This window comes from Pseudoalteromonas sp. DY56-GL22 (genome assembly GCF_041414715.1).
Taxonomy (GTDB): domain Bacteria; phylum Pseudomonadota; class Gammaproteobacteria; order Enterobacterales; family Alteromonadaceae; genus Pseudoalteromonas; species Pseudoalteromonas simplex.
In genome coordinates this window covers 237,107-254,665 of record NZ_JANHZR010000004.1, presented here as the reverse complement: position 1 = coordinate 254,665, position 17,559 = coordinate 237,107, and the positions used below count along the sequence as shown (strand labels likewise).

The following is a 17,559-nucleotide window of genomic DNA, read 5'->3' as shown; positions in this document are numbered from 1 at the left end:
CAACTCCTATGCGAACTGACGCTGTTCACCATCGCCGTCAACATTGCTTACACAACGGCCACAGATTTCAGGGTGTGCAGGATCAGCACCAACATCATCACAGTAATGCCAACAACGCTCACATTTTTCAGCGGTTGTTGCGGCAACTTTAATGTATAAGCCATCAATTTCTGTAGCTTGCGTATCCTCTGGCTGCGTAGTCACAGTTTCAACTGTCACGCCTGAAGTTAATAGTACAAAGCGCAGTTCATCACCTAATGCAGCTAATTTCGCACTTAACTCTTCACCTGCATAGATGCTTACGTTTGCTTGTAGAGTTGCACCAATAACTTCTTCTTTACGCGCCGCTTCTAGCACACGGTTTACTTCATCACGAACGTTTAGGATTGTTAACCAATCATCGTTGCTGAACTTACCTTGTGAAGAAGCTTGTAAGCCATCGTACCACACAGAAGTGAATACAAACTTGTCACGCTCACCTGGTAATGCTTCCCAGATTTCTTGCGCAGTGAAGCTTAAGATCGGCGCCATCCAACGAGTCATTGCTTCGGCAATGTGATAAAGCGCAGTTTGACATGAACGACGCGCATGGCTGTCGCTTTTCGCTGTGTATTGACGATCTTTGATTACGTCTAGGTAGAACGAACCAAGCTCACCAGTACAGAAGTTCATTAGCTTTTGCGTTACAAGTAGCATTTGGTACTTGTCGTAAGCCGCTAAGATTTCATCTTGCAGCTCAGCTGCACGGCCCACAATCCAACGGTCAAGCTCAACCATGTCTTCAATAGCAACTTGATCTGTTTTTGGATCAAAACCACTTAAGTTCGCAAGTAAATAACGGCTCGTATTACGAATACGACGATAACGGTCTGCTGAACGTTTAAAGATTTCATCAGATACAGTCATTTCAGCTGTAAAGTCAGTTGATGCAACCCATAAGCGTAAGATGTCAGCACCTAGTTTGTTCATCACATTTTGTGGTGAAATTACGTTGCCTAATGACTTAGACATCTTACGGCCATTTTCATCAACCGTGAAACCATGTGTTAGCACTTGCTTGTATGGCGCATGACCATTGATAGCAACCGATGTCATCATTGACGACATAAACCAACCACGGTGTTGATCAGAACCTTCTAGGTAAAGATCAGCAGGACCGGTTAAATCTTCACGTGCATCAACCACACACGCGTGAGTCACACCTGAGTCAAACCATACATCCAGCGTATCTTGAACTTTCATGTATTGCTCAGCGTCATCGCCAAGCAAAGTAGCTGGGTCTAAGTCATACCAAGCTTGAATACCTGACTTTTCAACTAATTTCGCCGCTTCTTCGATAAGTTCTTGTGTATTCGGGTGAAGCGCACCAGTGTCTTTATCAACGAATAATGCAATTGGCACACCCCATGTACGTTGACGTGAAATACACCAATCAGGACGCCCTTCAACCATGTTTGCAATGCGGCTCTCGCCCCACTCAGGTAACCACTCAGTCTTTTTGATTTCGTTTAATGAATCTTGACGAAGGTTAGCTTGGTCCATACTTACGAACCACTGTGGCGTAGCACGGAAGATAATAGGTGTTTTATGACGCCAGCAATGTGGGTAGCTGTGCGTAAGCGCATGATGATGCAATAACGCATTGTTTTCAGTTAATACGTCAATGACGCTCGCATTCGCTTTGAATACGTGCTGACCTGCAAACATTGGTGTGTCAGGTAAGTAAACACCGTTAGCACCAACAGGGTTAGCTACTTCTAAACCATAAGCAAGACCTGCCGCGAAATCTTCTTGACCGTGACCTGGTGCAGTATGAACAACACCAGTACCAGAATCAGTCGTTACGTGATCAGCCACAATCACAGGCACTGTGAAGTCATAGAACGGGTGAGCAACCTGTAAGTTCTCAAGTGCAGCACCTTTTACATAACCGAGTACGTGGTAATGTTTGAAGCCATAACGGTCCATAGCATCTTTAACTAGCTCAGAACCTAAAATTAGACGTTGCTGTGCACCTTCGTCATCAATTTGTACAAGGGCATACTCAAGCTTTTCGTGAACGGCTACTGCACGGTTAGCTGGTAATGTCCACGGTGTTGTCGTCCAGATAACAGTACTAACTGCACCGGTACCTTCATGGCCTTCAGCAAGTTCAAACGCATTGATTACAGCATCTTGATCAGCAAACTGAAAACGTACATCGATTGCTGGAGACTGTTTATCTTGGTATTCAACTTCTGCTTCAGCAAGTGCTGAACCACAATCTGTACACCAGTGAACAGGCTTAGCACCTTTGTGTAAGTGACCATTTTTAATGATGCGACCAAGCACGCGAATTGCGTTCGCTTCAAAGTCAAAGTTCATTGTTAAGTAAGGCTTGTCCCAGTCACCAAATACACCAAGACGTTTAAAGTCTGTTTTTTGACCCTCGACTTGTTTTTTAGCGTATGCGCGACATTTTTCACGGAACTCAGCAGCAGACACTTTCACGCCTGGCTTGCCTACTTTCTTTTCAACCATTAATTCAATTGGTAAACCGTGACAGTCCCAACCCGGCACGTAAGGTGCGTCGAAGTCAGACAAGGTTTTTGACTTAACAATAATATCTTTAAGAATTTTGTTTACCGAGTGGCCTAAATGGATATCACCGTTTGCATACGGAGGGCCGTCATGCAAAATGAAGGTTTTTTTACCTTTTTTAGCGCTGCGAATTTGACCGTAAAGATCGTCTTCATACCATGTCTTAAGCATCTTTGGTTCACGTTGTGCCAAATTGCCGCGCATTGGAAACGCTGTTTCCGGTAAATTCAAAGTATGTTTGTAGTCGCTCATTAATCCTACTTTCCGTATCGGCTACCTAATTTAAACCAAAACACTGCTTAGCGGCGGTTACATCATCTGCAATCTGCGCCGTCAGTTGTGTTAATGTCTCGAATTTTTTCTCATCGCGAAGCTTTTTAATTAGCTCCACGTGCATAAATTGTCCGTAAATGTCTTGCGCAAAGTCGAAAAGATGAACCTCTAACAATGCGCGTGTCCCATTAAATGTGGGTTTGTTGCCAATATTTGCAACCCCATATAATTCTTTATCACCCACTTTTGCTCTTACCGCAAATACCCCATTTACTGGGCATACTTGGCGTTTTAGCGCTATGTTGGCCGTTCTGAACCCTAATTCACGACCTTTCGCCCAGCCATGAATAACACGCCCAGAAATCGCATAACCATGACCTAACATGGCTTTTGCATCTTCCAATTGCCCTGCAGCAAGCGCATGGCGAATAAGGGTACTACTTACTCTATCATTGAGTCTGCGAAAACTTGCAGTACTTTTCACATCCATGTTCAGCTCAGCGCCCATGGTTTTTAGTAACGCAAAGTCGCCACGGCGACGTTTGCCAAAACAAAAGTCATCACCAACAGTTAATGCTTTAACGCCTAGCTTTTCAACCAGTACTTGGCTGACAAATTGTTCTGCTTCCATGTTGGCAAATTGCTGATTGAAGCTAATACAAATCACTCGTTCCACGCCTAATTTAGCAAGCAAACTGAGCTTATCACGTAGTCGAGTTAAACGCGCGGGTGCATTATCTTTGGCAAAAAACTCTTGTGGCTGAGGCTCAAATAACATCACGGTACTTGGCAATTGATGCTTTTCTGCGTCTTGCAGCAAGCCTTTAATCACTTCTGCATGACCTAAGTGCACGCCATCAAAATTACCAATGGTCAACACACAGCCATAATGCTGCGCGCGAATATTGTGAATACCTCTAATTAACTCCATGCCACCTTTTTGCCTTTATCAGCGAGCCCAAAACATTGATATCGGGCTTGAAGCGCCGATTATAATCTTTTTTTTAGTTTGATTCAGTAGTTGCAACACTTTTTATCGTATTTAGTCGCACACCTAGAATGAATAAGGCCGCAAAGTAAACAAAAACCGCCAGCACTAATAACCCACTCAACAGCAGCACTTGCTCAGTAAAGTGCCATGCTTTCCAGGCAAATTGCTGGCCCACATACCATACAGATGCGGCCATTAATAAACTTGAAAACAAACACTTAAAGGTGAAACCAAGGCTCATCGCAGAAAACTGATAAACGCCTTCTTTACGTAGTTGATGATACAACAAATAGGCATTACAACTGGCCGACATCGCGGTTGCTAACGCTAACCCCAAATAGCCAATAAATGGAGCTAGCATAATGTTAAACACCATATTTAACACCAGTGTTTTAATACCAATTTTTACGGGGGTTTTAGTATCTTGACGCGAATAAAAGCCCGGTGCTAACACCTTGATTAACATAAAGCTAACCAGTCCAACTGAGTAGGCCATGACACCGTAACTTACCGCTTTTACATGATCAATTTCACCGTCCTGAAATGCACCATGATCAAATAAAACCGTAATAATGAGCGGGCTTATCACCATTAAACCAAACATAGCAGGCAAGCCTAAGAAAATAACAAATCTCACCCCCCAATCCAGGGTTAGCTGAAAATCTTTTGTGCTTTTAGTGCTATGTAGCTTAGACAATGCGGGTAAAATTACCGTCGCGATACCGATACCGAATAAGCCAAGAGGAAACTCAATTAAACGGTCTGAGTAGTAAAGCCACGCGATAGAACCGGTCATCAACATTGAGGCAATCATGGTGTCGAGCAACAGGTTTATTTGACTGATAGACACGCCAAACAAGGCTGGTAGCATGAGTTTTCGCACTTTTTTAACGTTTTCATCTTGCCAGCCCCATTTTGGGCGGCTCAGCATACGGGCACGGTACAAAAATGGCAACTGGAACAATAACTGTACTAAGCCCCCTACAAACACGCCGATGGCAAGGGCATAAGCCCCAACTGAAAATTTATCGTGCAATAAAACTGCGCAGCTAATAATCGATATATTCAACAGCACAGGTGTAAACGCTGCAACAGCAAAGCGATTATAGACGTTCATGACCGCACCGCTCAGGGCAACCAAACTCACGAAGAATAAATAAGGGAAAGTCAGCTTTAACAGTGCACTGGCCAGTACGAACTTTTCGGCATTTTCGCCTCCTTGCCACCAATCAATAAACCAGCCTGTTCCAAATAAGGCCGCTATAACTGGAGAAGCAATAACTCCGAACAGGGTAACAATTAATAAAATAGTTCCTAACGTACCGGCTGCTTGAGCCACAAACAACCGGACTTTGTCATCGCCTTGTTGTTCTTTTATCTCAGATAAAACCGGCACAAATGCTTGGGCAAAGGCTCCTTCAGCAAATAAGCGTCTTAGGAAATTAGGAATTCGATTGGCAAATAAAAACACATCCGCAGCAGCACTGGCACCTAGGAGATTCGCCACAACCGCATCTCTTACTAACCCTAAAATACGCGAGATCATCGTCATTGCACTAACAATCATCCCAGAACGAAATAATCCTTTTGCCACCTTAAACCCATTATCAAAAAACTTCTAAGATGGGCGATTATGCCTAAAATATCTTTAAAGCACTAGGCTCGAACCCGACCCTTTGTTACAATGGCGATATTAACTGCTAAAGCGGCAAATTGATGTTCGTTATAAGGAGCAGTTTTTCTTGAGATGTCAAAATTTCGTTGACATTCATGATAAAAACAGGCATATTCCACGGCCTTTAAATTAAGCTTATTTTAAGATTGTTAGGAGCAAACCTTGGCTAACATCAAGTCTGCAAAAAAACGCGCTATTACGAGCGAAAAAAATCGTCAACATAACGCAAGCCGTCGTTCAATGATGCGTACTTACTTCAAAAAAGTAGTTGCTGCAATTGAAGCGGGCGACAAAGAAGCTGCACAAGCGGCATTCGCTGTTGCAACACCTATCCTAGACCGTTACGCAACTAAAGGTCTAATCCACAAGAACAAAGCAGCTCGTCATAAGAGCCGTTTAGCAGCTAAAATCAAAGCGCTATAATTTGTTTTTGATGAATATGAAAAACCGGCTTTTGCCGGTTTTTTTTTGTTTGTAATTTAACAAGGCACTTTTCTAAATGCCTCAATAGTTAATTAGCTAGACAATTTCTAGTTCTGGGTAAAACTTTTTCAGCATTGCCGCAATTTTCTTAGGTGTAAACGGTTTTACTACAAATCCTTTAGCGCCCTTTTCAATTGCTTCTTTAACGTTTTCTACTGTTGAATGAGCCGAAACCATCACGACATTCGCTTCGGGCGAAATTTCATTTATTTGCGTGATAATCTCTTTACCATCTCCATCGGGTAATTCAATATCTAGAAAAATTATATTGAACTCTTTCTCTTTACATGCGCTTAAACACTGTGCGGCTGTAGAAGCTTCACGTACATTATCGATACCAAGGTGCATTAATGTTTGATTTAGAAAACTGCGGACCGTACCTACGTCGTCCACAATTAGAATTGAAAGCTGCGTATCCATACTATTCCTCTTAAACTATGAAGATAAACACTCATTGCACTGTAGAGTGTAACGCATTTAAGCTATGAGTGATTTGAATTTGACTATTATATCAAAAACTTCGTTATAATCTCATTATAGAGACCTATATTTAAAAGGCCAGATAAGCTTTATGTCTAATAAAATAAAAAAACAATCTTTACTTGGTAAAGCTCCTGCACGAAAGAAACCAACACAAGCAAAGCGCCAAAGACCAGTAAACCAACAACAAGCGCGCGCACAAGCTGCTCAGCACAGTGCTCCTGAAGTAGAACTTAAGAAAAGCAAAACACGGTGGTATGCACTCGCAGCAGTTGTATTAATTCTGCTAATTACGCCAAAACCCGTGTTAATCACTTACGAAAAGCTAGGTATGGTCTCACAAAGTATATTTTGGCCCGGGGTTTTTGGTTATGGTGCAAACTTATTTGATTCTACTCTTAGCCCCCGTGCAGACCTAAGCCGCAACATTATTTACCTGTGCCAAGATAAGCGTAAACCAGACACCTGTCAGAAGTACCGAGTTACAGAACAAAATGGATTTTTTGCAGCGATGAAAAAACTGATAATGGATTAAAAAATCTAATCCGAAAATTTAAAATTACTTGGTTGAAAGCTGTGTAAAAGATCACCATAATGGCGCTCCTTTTTCAACACAGACACGATCAGATACGACCATGCTAAACGAGCTAGATTGGCTTTTAAACTTAACGTTACTTGCACTAGGACTAGGTGCATTTTTTATTAACCAGCTAACATTACTGCGTTTTGCAGCGATTAGCGCGTGTAGTTTATTATTTTTATCGTTTAGTTTAGATCTGATGTCATCAAGCGTAATATCAAACATGAGCTTGGTGTTGATCAACACATTTTATTTATTCAAGGTCTACACATTTGGCCAGTTGAATATTAATCAAGGTTAATCTTCCCCTAAGATAAATTGATAGAATAGGCTATATCATCTATCAGCATTTATGCCCAAGCAGTCCCCTGCTTGGGCTTTTTTTTACTTACAAAATGGTTGAACTGAGATACCATAAACGGCGTATATATACCCAAGCCACCTCAAGATGCAGAATTCAGCGTTTCACAGGTGCTTAATATCAAGGCGTTACTTTGCAAGAATGGTGGTCCCTTTTAAGAAGTAACAACGATGAGAGTAAGTGCCTGTGAAACGCCCAGAGGGTTGGCTTAAAAGCGATTTATACTGCGTTATTGATTTTAACAATAGAACCACTATTATTTGCAATCAATGCCTTGCCTAAATCGCTTTTAATTCCAACTGAAACTCGCACCTTGAGGTGGTTTGGGTATAATTAATTTGGAGGTACCTTATGTCATTAAACGACTTCGACTTATTTCTCTCATCTATGGAAGACGTAAAACCTCTTAAGCATGACACTGTTCAATTTGATTCCACCAAGCAAGGCCCTTCTTTAGCGCAACAAGAAAAACGTAAAGCAGCTGAGTGTGATTTAGCAATTGATGAAAACTATTTGCGCAGCGAGTTCGTCGAGCTGTTAGATCCTCATGCCATATTGGCATTTAAAAAAGATGGCGTACAAGGCCAAGTATATAAAAACTTACGTTTAGCTAAATATCAACTCGATGCCACGCTTGATTTGCATGGTCAGCCTCTTCAACGTGCACGTAGTACGTTATTTAATTTTATCGATGACTGTCATAAACGAAATATTCGTGTCGTACTTATTCGCCATGGGATTGGTATCAAAAATAAATCACAGCCAGGTATTTTAAAGAGCTATACCAATAAGTGGCTGCAAGAAATTCCAGCGGTTTTAGCCTTTCACAGTGCTCTTAAGCATCATGGTGGTAGTGGTGCAACGTATGTGATGATTAAAAAATCTGACGAGAAGAAACACGAGAACAGAGAAATCCACTCAAAAAGAAGTTAGTTGAATAAGCGATTAAAGTGCAGCATCTAAACGTGCTGCACTCGATGAGCATGCTGTGTGGTTATGATTGACTAACTTCAATGTCCTGAACTGGTTGCTCCGATGCATTAGCTTGGTTAAACCATGCTGACACACCTAAAACGATAACTGACACGACGACCAGACTAAATTTAGCTCCACTTTGATTAGATTTCATAACGCCTCTTTTATTATTGTTTTTTTATTGAGCAACTCCAGAATAGCAAAATTACAGATGTTAACAAGACGTTTATTAAACAAATTTACAATGTGTCAATAACCTTTTGTTCTATCAACCTGATTTATTAGTTCTTTACCTTCAGTTAATCTTTTAGCATTACCTGCAATTTGCAACGAGACAGACTCTAAATCTGAAATTGCAGCACAGTGAGGCGTTAAGGTCACCTTTTGATGAGACCAGTAAGGGTGCGCCTGAGGTAAAGGCTCTTCGCTGAATACATCAAGGGTGGCGCCACGTAATTGCTCACTATTAAGTGCCTCGAGTAAATCTTCATCGACAACATGTTTGCCTCTGGCAACATTAATTAGCACCGCATGGCTTTGTAGTTTACCCAGCAGTGATTTATTGATAATGCCCTGAGTGTGTTGGTTAAGTGGTAGTAAGCACACGAGATAATCAATTTGACCAAGCATGTCATCTAACCCCTGCTGTGAGTAATAGGTGCTTACTTCAACGTCGTGTTTTTCACTATTAGACCAAGCACTCACTTGAAAACCATTTGCGAGTAAACGCTTTGCACAGGCTTTGCCTAGTTCACCGTAACCTAAGATACCCACATGTTGATGTGAATACGCTCGCTTTGGCTTCCAAGTACCCGCTGATTGTTTTAAATAATATTCTTTGAGTCTCAGCTTGTGCGCCAATACATGACCCAATACATACTCTGCCATATCATTAGCAAGGTTATCATCAACAATTCTAACAACAGGAACATGCGCTGCTATCTTTGTTAAGTCGATGCTATCAACGCCTGCACCAAATGAAGAAACTGCTTTTAAATTTACCAGCTTAGGCCATAAATCAGCGGGCGCATTCCAGGCCAGTACAAACTCTACGGCTTCGTAGTCTGTGCACTCAGACCAAAGCTGTACGTCAATCTCTGGTAATAACGCTTGTAATCGGGCAATTAATTGGCTGCAATCTCGGCCTGTTACAGCTACAAGTAAAATCATTGTCTTCTCCATTTTAGCCTCGAACACGAAGCGCTCTTTAAAAAGTCACACAACTGCAACCTAACTGTCACAGCGAACTCTTACCCTAACCTCATCGCTAAATGCGTTTATGTTTGAGGTTTGTATGATCAGTGTTGATAAAGTAATAGAAGCAAATTTACCACAATTAGAAAATTCGCCAAAAGTAAAAGGTTTAGTAAAGAAAGGCCTAGGTTATTTATTACATGAGCAAGAGTTTGTTGCCTTTGGTGATGCATACCCACACTTACAGGGGCTTGAATTTGTAGAGCAAGTGCTTGATGAGCTTGACTTTGACACGCGCTACAAGCCAAAACAAATGGAACATATACCAAGTGAAGGTAATGTCGTTATTGTCGCTAACCACCCTATCGGCTCTCTTGATGCATTAGCGCTGATAAAAGTCTTATCAAGTGTACGCCCCGACTTAAAAGTCGTTGCAAACCGCATGCTGATGTCAATCACTCCGATGCACTCGTTACTCCTTCCCGTTGATAACCTCTCTGGTACGAGTAAAAAGAAAGAACTCGCTAATATCCAGCAACACTTAAAATCAGACGGTGCATTATTAATCTTTCCTGCAGGTGAGGTATCGCGCTTAAGTCCAACGGGCATTAAAGACTGTAAGTGGAACAGCGGTTTTTTACGTATGGCAAAAAAAGCCAACGCACCTATTTTGCCTATTTATATCAAAGCGAAAAACAGCCCGTTATTCTACGGCACCTCAATGATCTACAAACCCTTAGCCAGTTTGTTATTAGTCAAAGAGATGTTCAAACAACGACAAAAATCATTAGAGTTTGAAATTGGCGCGTCCATCCCACCTGAGTCATATTTAATCGAAAATTTAAAAGATAAAGAAATAGCTCAGTTGATAAGAAAACAACTGTATCGACTTATCACAAAAAAACCTCTGCCGTTAAAAACGCAAACCCCCATTGCCAGTCCTGAAGCAACGAAAGACCTTAAAAAAGCCATTGAAGAGTGTGAGCTATTAGGTGAAACCTCTGATGGTATGAAAATTTATTTATATCAATACTGTGGTAGCTCACCGATTTTCCGTGAACTAGGACGACTTCGTGAAATTGCGTTTCGGGCAGTCGGTGAAGGCAGTGGTAAACGCCGTGATATAGATAAATACGACATGGATTATCAACACCTCGTTCTGTGGGATGCTAAGCAACTTGAACTAGTCGGCGCATACCGACTTGCCTGCGCACAAGACATTATAGAAAAACATGGCCGCAAAGGTTTATATACTGACAGCCTATTTAGCTTCAGCGATGATATGGCGCCGTATTTTGAAAAGGGCATTGAGCTCGGTCGCAGCTTTGTGCAACCCAAATACTGGGGTAGAAAGAGCCTAGACTATTTGTGGTTTGGCATTGGCGCATTTGTGAACCGGTACCCGCAATACCGCTATTTGTTTGGCGCAGTTAGCGTATCTAACGCGCTCCCCGAGCAAGCTAAATCGCTATTGGTTCACTATTACCAGCATTATTATGGTGCTAAAAAAGTGTTAGCTATCCCCAATAATGAATATCGCCATACCGAATCACAAAAAGAACAATGTGCTCAGTTATTTGCTGGGGATGATATTAAAGAAGATTTTGTTGAACTTAAGCATGTGCTTGCCAATATTGGTGCGCAAGTCCCAACCTTATTCAAACAATACACAGAGCTTTGCGAGCCAGGAGGCGTACAGTTTTTAAGTTTTAGCATCGACCCTGAGTTCAATAATTGCATTGATGGATTAGTGCTTGTCGACTTAGATAAAGTAAAAGCGAGTAAAGCCAAACGATACTTAGGGCAGCCACGCGAATAGTCGTTAAAAATAGCTTAAAAAAGTCGGCATATTCGCCGACTTTTTCTTTTTAATTAAAGATATTTCTAAGCGCAGCTAAGTATATTTGCTCAATAGTTTTTAAATCTGCGATAGGAACATGCTCATTAACTTGATGAATGGTATGGTTTCGCACACCACATTCAATCACTTGCGTGTGCTCATTGGCAAAAAATCGCCCATCTGATGTGCCACCACTGGTACTAAGCATAGGGAAGCTGCCTGTTACTTCATGCACGGCTTGTTCAAGCTGCTGCAACAAGCAATTGCTCGCCTGATGCAAGGTATAAAATGATTCGCACGGACGCTCCCAAACAAGCGTTAGCCGCAATGCTAAATCTGCCAATGCAAACTGAATTTCTTCTTTAACGTCTTTACTTTTGTAGCCATGACTATAACGTACGTTAAACGTGATCTCACATTGAGCAGGCACAAGATTATCGACCACATTGGCTATATTAATGCCGGTCACTTGCAGTGTTGTTGCCGAGCTTGTTTCATCTTTGTGCCAGCTAATTGCCGTTAAGCGCTTTACGACCTCTGCACTTAAATGTGCAGCGTTTATGGTGTTTTCAGGGTAGGCAACATGCCCTGCTTTACCTTGAATAGATAATCGAGCAGACAACGCGCCTCGCCTGCCATTTTTAATGGTATCACCCACATGCTGATGACTCGTCGGCTCGCCAACTAGGCAACCATCAAGCACAACACCTTGTTTGGCTAGACGCTCAGCAATTAACAAGGATCCGTATTCAGCTTCGCCCTCTTCATCTGAGGTTATTAACCAGTAAAATGTGCCGCCTTTATTGCTATTTTGCGCTAAAAAACGTTTTGTTGCGCAAAGCATCGCAGCAACACCGCCTTTCATATCTGCTGCGCCACGGCCATAGACACTGCCATCTACTATCTCGCCACTAAAAGGATCAACTCGCCAATCACCTTCTGCAGCAGGGACCACATCAATATGGCCAGAAAAAGCAACGATAGGGCCTTCACCAAAGGTGATTTTAGCAATTAAATTAGTAACATGATTAAAGCTAAATACCTCACAATCAAAGCCGAGCTGGCTTAAGTTACCTTCAAGCCAATCAATTGCACCAGCTTGAGCGGGCGTTACCGATTTAAATCGGAGCAAGGTTTGTAATGTTTCAACCACCTCAGATTGCACCGACTGGTGCGTTACTAACTCTGCATTTGATATCAAACTCATAATAACCCTAATCAGTTAGAAAGCTTAGGTTATTACAACGAGAGATTATGACCGCAGTGTGAAACTTAAATTAATGATTTCCTTCTTCAATAAGGGTTTCTTGAGTTACCTTGGCAATGTCTTTGTCTTCTTTGGTTAATTGTGTTCGTTGCCAACGACCAGCTGCGAACCAAAGATAAGTAATGATTGCCACAAGTACATTGGTGATAGCAAAGGAATACCATATGCCCTGTGGTCCCAGTGAAGTATGCTTAGACAAAATATACGCGGCAGGAAATTGAATAACACATTGTGAAAGCAGTGACACAACCATCGCATTTAGCATGTTGCCTGAAGCCCTAAATGCAGCGACTACACAAAGCTGCACGCCTATTCCGCCCCAAGTTAAGCACATAACCCGAATGAACTCTGCACCACCCGCTATCACAGACTCATCATCAGGAATGAAAAAGGCCACCAAGTATTCAGCAAACAGATAAGCAACAACACCCACTATTGTCAGGCCCAGCAGTCCCCAAAGTGAGGCTAATCGAGTTATTTGTGCTGCACGCTGTGGATTTCCCGCCCCCATGTTTTGACCAACCAAAGTCGAAACAGCCATTGAAAGACCCATTGCCGGGATCATCACCATTTGTAAAATATTAGATCCAACACCATAAGAGGCAATCGTGTGCGTACCAAAGCTAGCTACCAAAAACGACATAATAATTAAACCAAAGGCTCGCGCAGAGAGTTCAACCGAGCCAGGCGCTCCTAAAAAGAAGGCTTGCTTCATATACTGCCAGTCTGGTTTAAAACTAGAGAGTTTAAGTTGAATGCCGTGACGCCCTCGCAAAAACACCCATACCCCGATTGCAGCCGCTAAGCTTTGCGTGATAAGTGTGGCTAGTGCAGCGCCCATTACGCCAAAACCCGAAAAGTCACCAAAACCAAAAATCAGTAAGGGGTCAAGCACAAAATTGAGTAACACAGTACCGCTTACAATATAGAGCGGCACCTTGGTTTGCCCGATACCACGCATTAAGGCTTGAAACATGGCATAAATAAATACAAACACAACGCCGATAAAAGATACATGCATAAATTTAAGGGCATCACCAAACACTTGATCTTCAACACCTAATAAAGTCAAAAAATATGGTGAAAGCATATAGCCTATTAAGCCAAGTATGGTTGCGGTAATTGTCACCATTAACATAGTTTGGGCAGCAACGTGATTAACCTTATCTTGCTGACCCGCTCCCATGTATTGAGCGGATAAAATAGCGCCCGCCATTGCCAACCCAGAGCCAATAGCAATCACTAAAAAAGTGACCGGCATACTGACAGAAACGGCAGCTACTTGCTCTGCCCCTAAGCGGCCTACCCAAAATGCATCGGTCAGTTGATAAGCCGACTGCAAAATATTGATTAAGATGATCGGGATACCTAATTTAAGTAGCGCTTTTGAAATCGAGCCATGAAGAAATAAGTGCTGAGGATCAGCCATGCAAAACACCTAATAAGCAAATAACACCGTTAGTTTACCAGCCGCAACTGAATATAGAGTCAATAAGAGTCAATCTTTTTTTGATCTTCCCATTTAAAAACTTAATCTAAATCAAAAAATGGCTTCACTTAGTTCAAACATTTTTGAAACTTTGATCTAGAACAGGTTTTGTCCGCTGCAACTTAGTAATAATAGCCTCAACCAAATAAAACAAGTAGTTCGCGGAGAACAACATGAAAACTAAATTAAGCATTGCATTACTTACTTCACTATTAGCACTCTCTCCTGTTGCAAACGCAAACTTAAGCGTGAATGTAGGTGCAATTAATGTAAACCCTGATAACGACAGCTCAAAAATCAATGAAGCGCCAACGTTAGGACTTCGTGGCGATGACAATACCCAATTAGGTATTACGATTGATTACTCTTTTAATGACAACTGGGTTCTTGAATTAGTTGCAGCGACACCATTTAGCCATGATGTTCAAGGAACTGGTGGCTTAGCGGGCAATAAAATTGCCGATATTAAGCAATTACCACCATCACTAATCGCCCAGTACCACTTCTTAGACTCAACTTATAAGTTCCGTCCTTTTGTGGGTGTAGGTATTAACTATACAACCTTCTTTGATGAGAAACCTTCTGCGGCTTTAAAAGCAACATTAGGTACTGACGATGTAGAAGTGAAACTAGATGATTCATTTGGCTTTGCAGCTCAAGCTGGTTTTAACTATATGATGAGTGAAAACTGGGGCCTACATGGCATGGTTTCACTAATCGACATCGATACAGACGCAACAGTTTATGCTGACGGCGCAAAGGCATTAACTTCAACGGTAGAAATTGACCCAGTTGTTGCTATGTTCGGTGTTAAATACAAATTCTAACTTTCATTTTGTGAAAGCCCATACGCACAAAAAGGCCATTTAATGGCCTTTTTTTTCATCTTCATTTAGTCGATTACAAATTTATTCTTTAACTCTGGCATCATATTTGTTAAACCCTAGTAAACAAATTATATTTTTGAAAAAAAACATTTTTTTGAGCTAAACTTCAATTTAAGACGTATTTATTTTGCTAAATTTCAACGGACTAAGAAATATCTGAATTTTCAGAGTCAGCGGTTATTGTTCCCAATAACCAACAAAGATACAATACAGCAATAATAATATTGACCTATACAATGTAAAAAAAATGATAACGAGGCTTGCCTTTTGAAAAAGATTATCAACTATTTACTTATAATTTCATGTTTAACCTTAACAGCATGTAAAGTGAAAGACCCTGATGAAGATAAGCCGCAAGAGCAAAAGCAAGATTCCATCAGTGCTAGAGAAACTTTACTTGCTGGTAAGGCTGATTTATCCCTATCAGTGGTGGATGAGAGTAAAGCCAATTTAAGCAATGTTGTCATAAAAGTCGCAGGACAAAGCTACACATCAGATGCCAATGGCAAAGTTAACATTAGCGATTTGCCTTATGGTAACCATGCCTTAATGGTGCAACAAAACGGTTACTTTGCAAAAGCAGGGGTTATCGTTAATCAACCAAATTATGCAACTTCTCAAGTACAATTAGAAACAAAAGCTCAAAACAGTAAAAGCCTGATTTTTGCTGGAGATACTATGTTTGGACGCCGTTATTTAGATCCAAGCTTATCGACTATGGGAACAAACATCCCCGATGTTAAAAATGCACTTATTCGCCCTGAAACAGCTGGGGCAGATAGTGTTGCAATTACTGCCGATGTTGCTGAGCTATTTTTAAATGCAGACTTTGCTTCCGTTAACTTTGAATCACCAGTAACAAGCAATCCTAGTACCGTTCATCCAACAAAAGAGTTTAGCTTTTTTTCTTTACCTGATTCACTCCAAGGACTTTCAGCCATAGGCGTTGACTATTTGGGGCTCGGTAATAACCATGTGTATGACTATTTACAATCGGGTCTTGAAGACACACTTATAGAAGTAGCAAATGCGGGGTTCTTACACAGTGGTGCTGGAATAAATGACACTGATGCTCTTGCACCTGTGAATGCTAGTCTTGGGGACATTAACTTAACACTCTTTGCTGCAACCTCTATCACTGGAGATGAGCATGAATTTAATTATGTTGCAGAGCAGAGTAAAGGAGGAGCGGCAGATCTTACCAATGCAAATGCAGTAAATGATACTCTACAAGCGCTTGATACTAATAATTTTATAATTGCACAAATGCATGGCGGTGATGAATATAGTTACTCGCCAACAAGTTATATAGACGGTCGGTTCCAAGCACTTTCTTCGCAAAATACTGATTTATTAATAGCTCATCACCCTCACGTTGCTCAGGGTTTTGCTGTTTATAATGATATTCCTGCAGTACTCGGCTTAGGTAACTTTGTGTTTGATCAACCTAGATTAGACACTCTATTAGGTGTTGCGGTGATGATTGACCTAAACGCAGACACACAAACAGTAAATCGTGCCTTTGCTTACCCTATTTACATTGAAGACTACAAGCCTCGTTTTACCACTGGCTTTTTAAGTAACTATTTAGTGCGCCGTCTAGCAGAGTTCTCAGATGACTCGGTAACGTTAATACCGCGTGACAATTATGCTGAAGTATATTTCTCTAAAGACCAAGCAACAAAGCGTACTTCACAAGTGACCGTTACACTCGATAGTAGCAGTGACATAATTGACTTACGTCAATATGCACCATCATCCGCTGCATACTTGTCTAATATTGAAGTGACTAGTGGTGAGCTTAGCAATAGTATTTTAGGCCGAGACATCATGGTATTCGGCGATTTCGAAGACTGGGATAACGACTCAGAAGCTTTTGAGGTAAGTCGCTGGGATCATACTAGTGATAGCGTTTTTCCTTGCACCGATAAACCCTACACTGGGATTCAAGCTCTTTGCTCTAGCCGCGATGAGTTTGACAATACCCCTTCAATCATTCCTTTTAGACACACTATGCGAGTGATGGAATTGATTGACGAAAATGGAGCGCCATTATTGAGTAAAGATTTCTCATTATATGGCTACTTACAATCTGAGAATGGTGGCAAGCTAGAAAGCTTGTTAACTTATACAACCGAAATTGATGATCTTACTTTTTCGGAAAATGAAGTAGTTATCAGCAACGGAGGTGATAACTCGTGGCAAGTATTTAGCCATGATTTCAGCTTACCTTCTGACGACTTTACCCTTGGCCCAAAAAACTTACCGCCTCGTGGTATTAAGCTTCAATTTAGACAATATGCGCCAAGTAATGGCGAAGCAATAACGCGCTTAGACAATATCGCGATGATCACTTGGCAAAACCCAATCAGTCTTGAAAATAAGCAATGGCAAACCAGTAAAATGCATGGATTTGACTTTTTAAAAGTCTCTGCAAGTAATGATACGAGTATAAAGCTCACTTTCACTTTACTTGACTAAGGA

Annotated in this window: 15 protein-coding genes; 7 read left to right on the top strand and 8 right to left on the bottom strand. The window is 41.4% G+C overall.

Features of this window, described 5'->3' with window-relative positions; translation table 11 throughout:
* Positions 1 to 6: 6 nt before the first annotated feature.
* The 3 genes from ileS to murJ all read right to left on the bottom strand — a co-directional run bounded on the left by ileS (position 7) and on the right by murJ (position 5,438).
* Positions 7 to 2,832 carry an isoleucine--tRNA ligase gene (gene ileS / locus NO991_RS11365; protein WP_054551760.1) on the bottom strand — a complete coding sequence of 942 codons (2,826 nt, stop codon included), beginning with the start codon at positions 2,830 to 2,832 and terminating at the stop codon, positions 7 to 9.
* A 25-nt stretch (positions 2,833 to 2,857) separates the two neighbouring features.
* Complete coding sequence (gene ribF, locus NO991_RS11360; RefSeq protein WP_300418450.1) at positions 2,858 to 3,784, bottom strand: bifunctional riboflavin kinase/FAD synthetase; 927 nt, start codon at positions 3,782 to 3,784, stop codon at positions 2,858 to 2,860.
* A gap of 73 nt (positions 3,785 to 3,857) precedes the next feature.
* Positions 3,858 to 5,438: a murein biosynthesis integral membrane protein MurJ gene (gene murJ, locus NO991_RS11355; RefSeq protein ID WP_300357244.1), complete on the bottom strand. Its 1,581-nt coding sequence runs from the start codon at positions 5,436 to 5,438 to the stop codon at positions 3,858 to 3,860.
* A 243-nt stretch (positions 5,439 to 5,681) separates the two neighbouring features.
* On the opposite strand from murJ, the gene rpsT reads away from it, so the two are divergent.
* The gene (gene rpsT / locus NO991_RS11350; RefSeq protein ID WP_036967030.1) at positions 5,682 to 5,942 is read left to right on the top strand and encodes a 30S ribosomal protein S20; all 261 of its coding nucleotides are present in this window, start codon (positions 5,682 to 5,684) and stop codon (positions 5,940 to 5,942) included.
* 96 nt (positions 5,943 to 6,038) lie between these two features.
* Here the strand turns inward: rpsT and NO991_RS11345 are convergent, their stop codons facing one another.
* The gene (locus NO991_RS11345; RefSeq protein ID WP_054551762.1) at positions 6,039 to 6,422 is read right to left on the bottom strand and encodes a response regulator; all 384 of its coding nucleotides are present in this window, start codon (positions 6,420 to 6,422) and stop codon (positions 6,039 to 6,041) included.
* 151 nt (positions 6,423 to 6,573) lie between these two features.
* Here NO991_RS11345 and NO991_RS11340 point away from each other — a divergent pair, with 151 nt between their 5' ends.
* The 3 genes from NO991_RS11340 to smrA all read left to right on the top strand — a co-directional run bounded on the left by NO991_RS11340 (position 6,574) and on the right by smrA (position 8,356).
* Positions 6,574 to 7,017, top strand: coding sequence for a hypothetical protein (locus NO991_RS11340; protein WP_054551763.1), 444 nt, complete (start codon positions 6,574 to 6,576; stop codon positions 7,015 to 7,017).
* 100 nt (positions 7,018 to 7,117) lie between these two features.
* Positions 7,118 to 7,363 carry a hypothetical protein gene (locus tag NO991_RS11335; RefSeq protein ID WP_054551958.1) on the top strand — a complete coding sequence of 82 codons (246 nt, stop codon included), beginning with the start codon at positions 7,118 to 7,120 and terminating at the stop codon, positions 7,361 to 7,363.
* Between the two features lie 411 nt (positions 7,364 to 7,774).
* On the top strand, positions 7,775 to 8,356 hold the full coding sequence (smrA, locus tag NO991_RS11330) for a DNA endonuclease SmrA (RefSeq protein ID WP_054551764.1): 582 nt from the start codon (positions 7,775 to 7,777) through the stop codon (positions 8,354 to 8,356).
* Positions 8,357 to 8,417: 61 nt separating this feature from the next.
* Here the strand turns inward: smrA and NO991_RS11325 are convergent, their stop codons facing one another.
* Positions 8,418 to 8,552, bottom strand: a complete 135-nt coding sequence (locus NO991_RS11325; protein ID WP_262387613.1) for a hypothetical protein — start codon at positions 8,550 to 8,552, stop codon at positions 8,418 to 8,420.
* 95 nt (positions 8,553 to 8,647) lie between these two features.
* Complete coding sequence (locus NO991_RS11320) at positions 8,648 to 9,568, bottom strand: glyoxylate/hydroxypyruvate reductase A (RefSeq protein ID WP_054551765.1); 921 nt, start codon at positions 9,566 to 9,568, stop codon at positions 8,648 to 8,650.
* A gap of 124 nt (positions 9,569 to 9,692) precedes the next feature.
* Between NO991_RS11320 and NO991_RS11315 the strand changes: the two genes are divergently transcribed.
* Complete coding sequence (locus tag NO991_RS11315; RefSeq protein ID WP_300544274.1) at positions 9,693 to 11,411, top strand: lysophospholipid acyltransferase family protein; 1,719 nt, start codon at positions 9,693 to 9,695, stop codon at positions 11,409 to 11,411.
* 49 nt (positions 11,412 to 11,460) lie between these two features.
* On the opposite strand, the gene dapE is transcribed toward NO991_RS11315, so the two are convergent.
* Together dapE and NO991_RS11305 are read right to left on the bottom strand one after the other, a co-directional pair.
* Positions 11,461 to 12,639 (bottom strand): succinyl-diaminopimelate desuccinylase, encoded by a 1,179-nt coding sequence (gene dapE / locus NO991_RS11310; protein WP_054551767.1) that lies wholly within the window; start codon positions 12,637 to 12,639, stop codon positions 11,461 to 11,463.
* A 70-nt stretch (positions 12,640 to 12,709) separates the two neighbouring features.
* Entirely contained in the window at positions 12,710 to 14,128 is a 1,419-nt protein-coding gene (locus NO991_RS11305; protein ID WP_054551768.1) for an MATE family efflux transporter, read from the bottom strand.
* A gap of 233 nt (positions 14,129 to 14,361) precedes the next feature.
* Between NO991_RS11305 and NO991_RS11300 the strand changes: the two genes are divergently transcribed.
* Together NO991_RS11300 and NO991_RS11295 are read left to right on the top strand one after the other, a co-directional pair.
* Positions 14,362 to 15,015, top strand: a complete 654-nt coding sequence (locus NO991_RS11300) for an OmpW family protein (RefSeq protein ID WP_054551769.1) — start codon at positions 14,362 to 14,364, stop codon at positions 15,013 to 15,015.
* A 327-nt stretch (positions 15,016 to 15,342) separates the two neighbouring features.
* Positions 15,343 to 17,556, top strand: a complete 2,214-nt coding sequence (locus tag NO991_RS11295; RefSeq protein WP_371352017.1) for a CapA family protein — start codon at positions 15,343 to 15,345, stop codon at positions 17,554 to 17,556.
* Positions 17,557 to 17,559 lie beyond the last annotated feature (3 nt).